We start from the raw sequence: 9127 nt of genomic DNA, 5'->3' as shown, positions 1-9127 counted from the left end.
GCATTGGCCGTGGCGGCTTCCGCCGCGCTTGTGCTGGAGACTGTATTATTGAGTTTCACGCGGCCGGCCTGCGTGAGGCTTGCGGACTTGACAGCCTCGCTATAGACCGCCTTCACGGCCTTGGGCGTGGCGGCCAGAGCCTCACTGTCAGAATTCAGCGCGCTGGAAAGTTGCACGCGGCCGCTGGAAGTGGTGCTGGCCGCGCGCCCGGCTTCGGCGTGCGCACTGTCGGCTCTGGCCTGTGCGGCTGCCGCATCGGCTTTAGCTCTGGCGGCAAGTTCGTGGGTGACTTTCACGGCCTTGGGCGTGGCGGCCCGGTCTTCGCTGTCCAGGTCGACGGCACTGGAGAGCCGGGCAATGCCCGCCTTGTCCGCAGAGGCCATGCCACCCGCCGGATGCGCGCCAATGTCTTCAGGCGTCAGGGCATCCGCACCGCCGCTCTGATGCGTCTCTTTATGCATTTCGGGGACACGGGCGTTGCTGAGCCGGGCATCGTTGCCTTCACACGCCGTACCCGGCGTGGAACCGAACGGCAGAATTTCCTTCCGCAGCCGTGGCCCGGCTCCGGAATTCTCAAACAGTCGTTGCAAAATTTTCGGGTATGCCATGCTCCCTTCCCCTATTTGCGCCGGACAAGCACGTCCATATCCGGCACGATGTCGTCATGAAAGACGATTTCAGAAGATTCTTCGCCCACGGCGCCCATTTCGGCATATTGGGCCGTGGCGGGATCAGTTCCTTGCACACAGGCCAGCCCGTCGAGAAATACTTCCAGCCTGTCCGCCCCCACCGGATATGCGGGCACGGGCCAGGGCGTGCCTGCCGGAACAGCGTCCGTCCGGCTCCCGGCCGCGGAAAACGCCTCAGCCGCCTGCCCAACATGCGCGAGGGAATCGGCAGGATGCCGAGAATGTCGCCGTTCACGTTTTTTACTCTGTATCCCATGCGGATTCCCTCGTTCTGAATCAGGCCAGTTTTTCAAAGACGATGGCGTCGTCGCGCAGATCATCCCTGGGGATGGCCGCTCCATGTTCGATGACGATGGAAGCTTTTTTGGTCACGGCTTCGATGGAAATGCCGCTGTCTTCAGCCTGCTTGCCGCTGGCGTCGGCAAAGATGATCAGGTTCCTGGCGGTGGAGGCGGCCACGCCTTCCACCGGGCGTCTGGCGTTGGCCTGAATGACGTACCAGTCTTCATCATTGGCCGTGCCGGAGAAATCTGCCTTGCAGACAATGGTGTCGCCCACTTCGCACGTCTGCCCCTTGTACACGCCGGCAGTGGCCACATAGTAGGCCCAGCCGTTCTTGTAGTCCTGCGCAGGCAGATCCGCGTCGCTGTTCACGTCGCCCTTGTTCACAAAGAAGTCGATGTTGGCCATTTCGCTCTGCTTTTCGCGCAGGGCCTGAATCTCGCTTTGCACATTGCTGGGAGAGCCCGCAGCGTCATTGACGCTCACAATGCCCGCGTCCGTCTGGGGATGCAGGACATTGCCGTCAACATCCTTCAGAACGACTTTGCTGATCTGGGACATGATCTTTTTCCTCCAACAGGTTGAGGATTACGCTTGAGGCAGTTCCGCGTAACTCACGGCTCTGTTGCTCAAGTCGGAAATAGTGTTTTCCATCCGCGTGAGGCGTTCCTCCAGAATGCTTGCTCCGGCGCCCGCTTCAGGAACATCAGCGTGAGCGGCAATGTTCACTTCAAAATCGGAATCCGCCGGAGCGGCAAACAGCAGACGCACGGCATGGGACAGCGCCCCCTTTTCGCCCGCTTCTTCCCATTGCCGGTTCTGATGGCAGGCAAGGCCGTCCCACGACAGGCGCACGGCATGATGGCCGGGATAATACCCGCAGCCTTCAGGCAAAGGGAGCAGGCCTCCTTCATTTACCCCCTGCACCAGCGTCCAACTGGCAAACATGCCCTCGGCCATACGGGTTATAAGGGCTTCGGCTTTCTCCGCGGCGCTGTCGGCGGCCGTTTCCGCGCGCTGCGCGGCATCTTCGGCTTGACTTTGCGCGGCTTGCGCGCGATCCGCCCGCTCTGTCGCCAGGTTGGCCTGCCGGGCGGCTTCCGTGGCGGACGCGGCGGATTGCTCCGCGCTGTGGGCAGCGGCCTGCGCATGGGCTTCGGCTTCAGCCGTGGCGCGGTCCACGGCCTGGGTAATGACCTGCGGCGTGAGCATGTCCACGGCCACGTCATGCACGGCTCGCTCCGCATCGTCAGCCACGCCTTGCACATACGCCTTGTCCTGAGCAGTGGCCTGTTGGGCGGCCACGGCCATGTCCGCGCTCTGCCTGGCGAGATCAACGCCGGCTTCCACGGCTTTGGCAGCTTCCTGCGCGGCCTTGGCGCTGCCTGCCGCGTAGTCCGCATTCTGTCGGGCCATATCCGCCGCGGCTGCCGCCCGTTGCCCGGCCGATTCGACACAGCTTTGCGCGCTTTCCGCGCGCCGGGCCGCGTCCAGGGCTTCGTCGCGGTGACGTTCCAGCCCTTGCGCGGCATTCTCGGCCCGCTCCGCGCACTGGCACGCCCTGGTGGCGGAATTCTGCGTCGATGCGGAGGAGCAGCCCGCGCGCTTCGCGGCGTCCAGGGCCCGTTCGGTCAGGTTTTCAAAGTCCTCACCAAAGAGCGCCGCTTCCTCACGCAAGGCCGCAAGGGCGCTGTTTCGCGCGCCGTCAATCTCCCCAACGGCATGTGCCCCCGCCTCGGCCACGGCGTTCACCGTAGTGACCTGAGCGTCGGAAGCCGTTTGGGAAATTTCGCTCAGAACATCACCAGACCTGATTTCAAGGGCCTGCAAGGCATCCGCCTTATATTGCGTAATGCAGGCCGTGGCGTCGGCCGTCAGCCGGGCCGCGGTCTGCTCCGTCCGCTCCACCACCGTGTGCTCGAAGGCGCCGACGGTGTCGGCAACGCCGTCCACCATTTCCCGGGCGCGCAGCTCGTGCCCCTGGGCCTGCCGGGCGGACTCCTGCGCCGCCGTCTTTGCGGCCTCCGCCTGATCCGCGAGGGCGTTCAGGCCGCTTTCCACGGCCGACACGGCGTCTCTGGTGCTCTCGGCCGCCGCCGCGTATCTCCCGGCTTCCGCCGCGTAGGCGGCCACCTCGGAGGTGATGATCTGCCCCGCGCCACGCTGTTCGTAGGGCGGCAACTCGGCAATATCGTGCAGGTTGCAGTGGGCGTTGGGCACCGTGGCGTGGTAGCGCAGACTGCGCAGGGGCGGCAGGTGGCTCGGATGTTTCCCGCCGCTGACCTGGCAGGCTTCGGGGAAGGTTACCGTCACCATGTACTCGCTGGATTCCGTACCCAGCTCATTGGGCCAGACCTTGAGCACGGCGCGGCCCTGCGGGTCGGTTTCGGCGCGCGCTTCGCGGGGCACGATCAGGCCGCAGTACCGTTCCACAGTGGTCAGGCGCATCACAATCTGCGCCCGGTGAACGGGGCGGCCCTGCTGGTCGCGTATCTGCGCCGTGACATTGACCAAGGGTATATCCATGCTGTCCTCTCAATCCCCCGAATTGACGTACAGGGTTCCGCCGCCATGCCGATTGCGGAACATCCGCGTGCGGGCGTCGGCGCATCCCTCGTTGTACAGGTCGTTGTGCAGGGCCGCGCCCTGGGCGTCTGTCCACTCTATCCGAGCGCCGCTCATGCTCTTGAGCCGGGCCAGGGCCCCGTGGGCAATCACGTCGCCCCACGCCTCCATGATCTCCGCCGGGAGCGCGCTTGCCGTTCTGGCCGGGCGCGCAGTCGCCTCAATGGTGGCCACGGCGTCACTCTGCGGCGTGAAGCGCAACACAATGTCATAGGACGACGGGACATAGTCCGACCGGTCAAGGAGCCGTCCGTCCAGATACAGTCCCAGCACGTCAACCAGCACGGCGTCACGGGGCATGGGCACCGTAATCCGGCATTCCCCGGCCGGGACGCTTTCCGCCAGCACCATGCTCCAGACGCCCGTCTCCTTGCAGAAATCGCCCGCCACCATCTGCACGGCGTCAAGGGCCATGCTGCGGGGACAGGGCAGCACCTGCGGCAGAATACGGGGCAAAAGCCCGTCCATGGGCTCCATGCGCGTAGCGAAGGTCATGCGCCGCCTCCGGGAACGGCAGAGCTTTTGGCCTTGGGCCATGCGCCGTCCACCTGGGTCTTGATGCCGAGCAGCGAGCCGTACATCTGCATGTGGTAGGCTGCCTTGCCGGCGTTGCTGCTCTCGTTGTCGCCGGAAAGAATGCCCGCAAGCACATGATGTTTCAGGGCTTCCGCGTAGTCGTCGGGCAGGCCCATCTCCTGATCCGGGCTGACGATGACGGCGGGCGGCGCGCTGTACGTCGCTTCCACCCAGACATCCACGTTCCCCGGCACGCCGGGATAGACGTAGTAGACATCCTTGTTGGTCATGCGGTCGCAGGCGTAGTTTTCCACCACCTCGCCCGTCCGGCCGGGGTCGGCCCAGGCCAGCAATACGGCCGGGGATGCCGACACAATGGCCGGGCCGGGCGTTTCGCCGTCCCGCCCCAGATTCCGCGTCAGCTCGATCAACATGGTCGCGTCGCGGCTGGCCTCGTGCAGCCGACGCCGCGGCAGGCGTTGCCGCATCCCCGGTTCCAGCCGGACAGGCTCGGTGATTGCCGTGACATCCGGTCGCTGCATGGAGACGGCCCGCAAGGCCGCGTTCAGGAAGTCGAGCAGGCCGATGCGCCCGTCGTCTCCGCCTTCCCATGGCCAGCGGCTTTCAAGGCCGGGCTCCAGATCCTGCAAGGCCCCGGACACCAGGCGCAGCACTTCGGCGGCGCGCATCACATTCTCGCCAGTTCGCCCGTGGCCGGGTCGATATGGCCGAGCACGCGGTACGAAAAACGCTGCGCCGGACGAAAGACAGTCCTGTTCTGGCCGGCTTCATCCACCGCCTCCGCCACCTGCTCCACAGCCAGATCGAGCACGTCGAGCACGCCCTGCGGCACGTCCACTTCCTTGTCCCGCACGATCAGGTATTCCCGTCCGTTCACGGCCACGGGCACCGGGCAGCAATCCTGCGGGTCTTTGCCGCTGGCAATGATGATCCGCACCTTGCGCTGCGAGCGGAGCTGGCGCTGGATGGCCTCCTCCTGTCGCGAGACTTCCGCATCAAGGGCGTCCGACTGCTCTTTGAGCTTCGCTTCGGCCGCCTCTTTTTCCTCTCTGGCGGCGCGGGCCAGAGTCCTGGCCGCCTCGGCTTCCTCTTTGGCGGCATGGGCCTCGGCTTTCAGCCGTTCCACTTCGGCTTTGAGCGCGTCCGCACTTTCGGCCGGATTGGCGGTCTGCGCCGCTTGTTTGGGATCAGCCATGTCGTATCTCCTTTAGACCCTGGACACGGCCACTTCAGCGCGCGCCATGTAGAAGTCGTACAAAATGATGGCGCCGTGATACGCCTTCCAGCCGATGGTGCCGCGCTGCCCCAACGGGTCGCCGCCGCGCGGCGTGTTGGGGTTGAGCACTGTGGGGGTGATGGGCGACGCGCCGTTTTTGCCGCGCGCAAAGGGAATGGTGCCGAACGCATTTTTTCCGAGATACAAAATCGGGTACACGTCCGCGCACGCGCCGTCATTGGATTCCACGGGCTTTCCGGCCGCGGGCGCGGCTCCGGCGTCCAGCCACGGCTCCAGCACCGTGGTGCTGAGGTAGCGCACGCCCTCGACGCTGCCGATTTCCCCGTCCATGGGCTTGTAGCTGCCGTATTTTTCCACCGGGACAAAGCCGGGCATCTCCCGGATATCCGCTTCGCAGTCGGTATGGCACACGGCGATGTACGACGGCGGGATGGGCGAGGTGCCGAAGTTGGGCGAGGCGTTGACCACGCTGGTGATGGGCTTGGACATCTGGCGTTTGAGCCCGCGCATGACGCGCCGTTGCAGGGCCAGGGTCAGGGGCTGGTTCACCCCCGCGCGGCTGGTGGCGATAACGCCGCCGGTTTCGCCCGCGAAATGGACGTTGGTCCCGGCCAGCAGCGTGCCGATGGTCACCCGCTCCAGCATGATCGCGGCCTGCTCGCCCAGAATGTCCGAAAACTCGGCAATGAGCGGATCTTCATGGGTGTCGGTCAGCACGTCCGTCAGTTCCACATAATCGCCGTACTGCGTAATACTCGCCTCAATGTCGCGGAAGGTGGGCTGGGACGCGGCGGGCGTCACGCCTTCGGTCAGCGGCTTGGGCTGATTGGGCAGATGCAGATACCCGCGGAACTTCATGACCTTGCCCATGTTTTTGGGCAGGGGCTTGGCCTGGCCAAGCCGCGAGACAACCAGCAACGGCTGCGCGCGCTCAAGCAGTTCCCTGGAAAAGTATCCCGCGGTTCTGGGCGAGATGTTACCTGTGCTTGTCATAGGCATGGGCTGAAACCTCATTTGGACATATTACGGGTGTGCGTTCCACCCGGCGTCGAAATCGTCCTTGTCTCCAACGCCGGCGGGCGCGACAGGCGCGCCTCGTCCCGGTACGGCGAGCGCGCCGGTGGGGTCGGGCTGTTTGGGCTTTCCACCACGCTCGCGTTTATATTGAGCCAACAGGGCGGACACCTCAGCCGGGTCGCGTCCGTATCTGGCCACTTCCATAAGCCTGGCGGCCTCCGCATACGGCTTGGCCCCGATCCAGTCCAACACGTCCTGCTGATACCTGACGGCCTCGGCCCTGCGGTCGGGGTCGGCCAGCATGGCGGCGTACTCGGGATGGTCCCGCTCGAACATGGCTTTGAACGCCGCATTGTGCGCTTCCCGCGCCTGCTCGTAACGGGCCGCTTCCGCTTCACGCCGGGCCTGGGCCTGTTGGCGTCGGTACAACACCTGCTCCGCCCGGTCCTGGGCCAGCTCCGGCCCGTACTGTTCAAGCCGGGCGCGGACACTGGCGCCCTCCGGCGTATCCTCCAGGGCCAGAGCCGCGGCGGCCGGGTTCAGGGTTTTCAGCGTTTCCAGCTCGTCCGCGATTTCTGCCGGCGTCTCCACCGTCTTTACCGGGGCGGGTTCCGGCGCCGCTTGAGGCGCGGACGGAGGATCGGATTTCAGTTCATAGTCGTGAAGCTGCTCCGGGCTCGTCTGCGGCATGACGGGAGGCGTCTGCGGCGTATCCGCCCGCGGCTGTTCCTCCGGCCGGGCCTGTTCACCGCCGGGCTGCTCCGGCTCTTTCGCAGGGGCCGTATCCCGTCCTTCGTCTTCCCCGCCCAGCTCGAAACCTTCATCAAACTGGGCTTCAGCCTGTTCCCCGGTCGGCATTTCGGGCCGGGCCGCCGTCTCTTCCTGCAACTGACTCATGATTCCACCTATCCCGCGTTGCGCGGGGTTATGGCGGCAAGCAGGCTCCGGGCCCCAGCGGCCCGGCCCTGCGCCCGCCAGATGGTGATGTTCTGATCCGCCGATTCCATCTCCTCCTGAGCCTCGGCTATCTCGGCTTCCAGCAGGTCGATCAGGGCCGTGTGCAGGCCCTGGCCGTGCGCTTTTTGCAGGGCGCGCACGGCATCCGCCCTGCGGGCGCGACTATCCGCGTTCATGCCCCAACTCCTTGCCGGGGCGCGCCGCCCGGCTGAGGCTCACCCGGCGGCAGAGACGGAGCTCCCGGCTGTCCGCCATCGGCGGCCTGCGCGAGCTGGGCCAGCAAGAGCACCATCTGCCGTTGTATCTGCTCCGGCGTCATGCCTTGGCGCTGCAACTGTTCCATCAGGGCTTCAGTATGGGCTTGCGCCTGGGCCTGAGCCTGCGCCCGCATCTGCTGCTCCTCGTACTGCCTGGCCTCTTCCTCGCTGCGCAAAATGCGCTCCGCCGGCAGGTCGGTCTGCTCCAGGGCCACTTCGAGCAGTTTTTCCGCGCGGATGAACGGCGCGAAGGCCGGAATGCCCATGTAGGAAATCAGGGCCGGAACCTGCTGGGCGCGAACCTCTTTGGCGATCATGCTCTGACTGCCCGAGGCCACCACCTCAAAGTCGCCCTTGATGTCCTCGCGGGGATTCCACTGCATGTTCCAGCGAAACATGGCGCGGATGAACGGCGCCACAATGCAGTCGTCAAAGTCCTTGATGTGATCCTTGAGCAGAATGTTGGCCGCGCCCATGAGCATGGACAATCCGGAGGCGGTTTTGCCCGCCCCCGCAACATTGCCGTCACCAGCGTTGAAGCGTGGCGTGGACACCTCGTCGGCTCCGTTCTGCCAGAATGTGGCGAGCGCCAGATTGTGCTCAATGGCCGAGGGCACCGTTACGGCCTGAAATGCCTGGGAGAGGTTGATGCCGTGCTTGTTGAACAGGAAAATCCGGTTGGCCTGCATCTCCAGCGGGTCTTCACCGGGCGCCAGGCAGGCCATGTTGATGCCATAGACAGGGCCGGAAGAAGCCCCGGCGTTGTCCTGCATGGCGCGCACGGACGCATTGATGCCCGCCTGCGGGGCGCGCAGGGCGCAGGCAATGCCCTCGGGCCAGAAAGAAGTGTCATCCTGCTGGTAGGGGTAGAAGAAATAGGGGATGTCGATGCCTTCCAGCGGATTGACCATGGCCTTGACGATCACGTCGCCCAGCATCCAGACATTGGAGGAGTAGACCTCTCCGTACTTGTCCTCGCTGATCTCCGCCCCGGCCGTAGCCAGATCCCGGCCCGCGAGAAAGCCCCAGCGCTCGTACACGCGGTAGCGGTTTTTCAGGGCCACGGCTCCGCCTGTGGCGTTGTCCTCGTTGAGATCGCGGACCTGGCTCTCCCACGAACTCAGTTGCGCGTCGCCGTCCGGGTGCTCGTTGATGTAGCGCCGGATGCTCGCGCCGTTGAAACCGGGGAAATTGGACAGCTCCAGCAAATCCTTGTCCGTCATCATGTGCAGTTGCCAGACAAAGCGCAGTTCGGCGGGCAGGCGGGCGCCGGGATCGGGAAAGATGTCCCATACGCTCACGGCCTCGTGATACGGCCGCAGATCTGTGGAAAAGACCTGTTCCCGCCAGACCGTGTGGCCGTTTTCGTCCCTGGCCGGCGCAAAGCGCCGTGTTTCCACGCGCTCCACCAGCGGCCCCTTGAGCACGCCCATGCCGTACAGACAGGCGGATTTGACCACGGCCCGGCAGTTCTGCTGCCAGCTTGGCCGGCGCTGGCCGTTGGCGTTGCACTCGCGAAGCTGGTC

Annotated in this window: 11 protein-coding genes; all 11 read right to left on the bottom strand. The window is 65.1% G+C overall.

The annotated features are described in order from the left end of the window. Positions 1-608, bottom strand: a 608-nt coding sequence (locus G7Y52_RS13690) for a tail fiber protein (RefSeq protein WP_206215320.1), incomplete at its 3' end; no start/stop codon positions are given. An 11-nt stretch (positions 609-619) separates the two neighbouring features. After that, the gene (locus tag G7Y52_RS13685; RefSeq protein WP_165072831.1) at positions 620-805 is read right to left on the bottom strand and encodes a hypothetical protein; all 186 of its coding nucleotides are present in this window, start codon (positions 803-805) and stop codon (positions 620-622) included. 160 nt (positions 806-965) lie between these two features. Next, a complete protein-coding gene (locus G7Y52_RS13680; protein WP_165072829.1) occupies positions 966-1532 on the bottom strand; it encodes a hypothetical protein in 567 nt (188 codons plus the stop codon). Between the two features lie 27 nt (positions 1533-1559). Beyond that, positions 1560-3497 (bottom strand): hypothetical protein, encoded by a 1938-nt coding sequence (locus tag G7Y52_RS13675; RefSeq protein ID WP_165072827.1) that lies wholly within the window; start codon positions 3495-3497, stop codon positions 1560-1562. 9 nt (positions 3498-3506) lie between these two features. Continuing rightward, positions 3507-4091 (bottom strand): hypothetical protein, encoded by a 585-nt coding sequence (locus G7Y52_RS13670; protein ID WP_165072825.1) that lies wholly within the window; start codon positions 4089-4091, stop codon positions 3507-3509. Continuing rightward, positions 4088-4801, bottom strand: coding sequence for a DUF6682 family protein (locus G7Y52_RS13665; RefSeq protein ID WP_346773717.1), 714 nt, complete (start codon positions 4799-4801; stop codon positions 4088-4090). Before G7Y52_RS13665 ends, G7Y52_RS13670 begins: the two co-directional genes overlap by 4 nt. Then, the gene (locus G7Y52_RS13660; RefSeq protein WP_165072821.1) at positions 4801-5328 is read right to left on the bottom strand and encodes a hypothetical protein; all 528 of its coding nucleotides are present in this window, start codon (positions 5326-5328) and stop codon (positions 4801-4803) included. The genes G7Y52_RS13665 and G7Y52_RS13660 overlap by 1 nt, the downstream gene beginning before the upstream one ends. Positions 5329-5340: 12 nt before the next feature. Next, a complete protein-coding gene (locus tag G7Y52_RS13655) occupies positions 5341-6363 on the bottom strand; it encodes a N4-gp56 family major capsid protein (RefSeq protein ID WP_241159764.1) in 1023 nt (340 codons plus the stop codon). Positions 6364-6393: 30 nt separating this feature from the next. Further along, on the bottom strand, positions 6394-7284 hold the full coding sequence (locus tag G7Y52_RS13650) for a hypothetical protein (protein ID WP_165072817.1): 891 nt from the start codon (positions 7282-7284) through the stop codon (positions 6394-6396). Positions 7285-7292: 8 nt separating this feature from the next. After that, positions 7293-7520 carry a hypothetical protein gene (locus tag G7Y52_RS13645; protein ID WP_165072815.1) on the bottom strand — a complete coding sequence of 76 codons (228 nt, stop codon included), beginning with the start codon at positions 7518-7520 and terminating at the stop codon, positions 7293-7295. After that, a partial coding sequence (locus G7Y52_RS13640; RefSeq protein ID WP_165072813.1) for a hypothetical protein occupies positions 7517-9127 on the bottom strand: 1611 nt, incomplete at its 5' end. The genes G7Y52_RS13640 and G7Y52_RS13645, both read right to left, overlap by 4 nt.

It is taken from the genome of Desulfovibrio sp. ZJ200 (assembly GCF_011039095.1).
In the GTDB taxonomy this organism is placed as follows: Bacteria; Desulfobacterota; Desulfovibrionia; order Desulfovibrionales; family Desulfovibrionaceae; genus Desulfovibrio.
This window is presented reverse-complemented; position numbering and strand designations above follow the sequence as displayed.

Bases quoted from the DNA above. Each gene is read 5' to 3' on its own strand.
- G7Y52_RS13680 (WP_165072829.1), bottom strand. From the start codon at position 1,532: ATGTCCCAGATCAGCAAAGTCGTTCTGAAGGATGTTGACGGCAATGTC.
- G7Y52_RS13675 (WP_165072827.1), bottom strand. From the start codon at position 3,497: ATGGATATACCCTTGGTCAATGTCACGGCGCAGATACGCGACCAGCAG.
- G7Y52_RS13670 (WP_165072825.1), bottom strand. From the start codon at position 4,091: ATGACCTTCGCTACGCGCATGGAGCCCATGGACGGGCTTTTGCCCCGT.
- G7Y52_RS13665 (WP_346773717.1), bottom strand. From the start codon at position 4,801: ATGCGCGCCGCCGAAGTGCTGCGCCTGGTGTCCGGGGCCTTGCAGGAT.
- G7Y52_RS13660 (WP_165072821.1), bottom strand. From the start codon at position 5,328: ATGGCTGATCCCAAACAAGCGGCGCAGACCGCCAATCCGGCCGAAAGT.
- G7Y52_RS13655 (WP_241159764.1), bottom strand. From the start codon at position 6,363: ATGACAAGCACAGGTAACATCTCGCCCAGAACCGCGGGATACTTTTCC.
- G7Y52_RS13650 (WP_165072817.1), bottom strand. From the start codon at position 7,284: ATGAGTCAGTTGCAGGAAGAGACGGCGGCCCGGCCCGAAATGCCGACC.
- G7Y52_RS13645 (WP_165072815.1), bottom strand. From the start codon at position 7,520: ATGAACGCGGATAGTCGCGCCCGCAGGGCGGATGCCGTGCGCGCCCTG.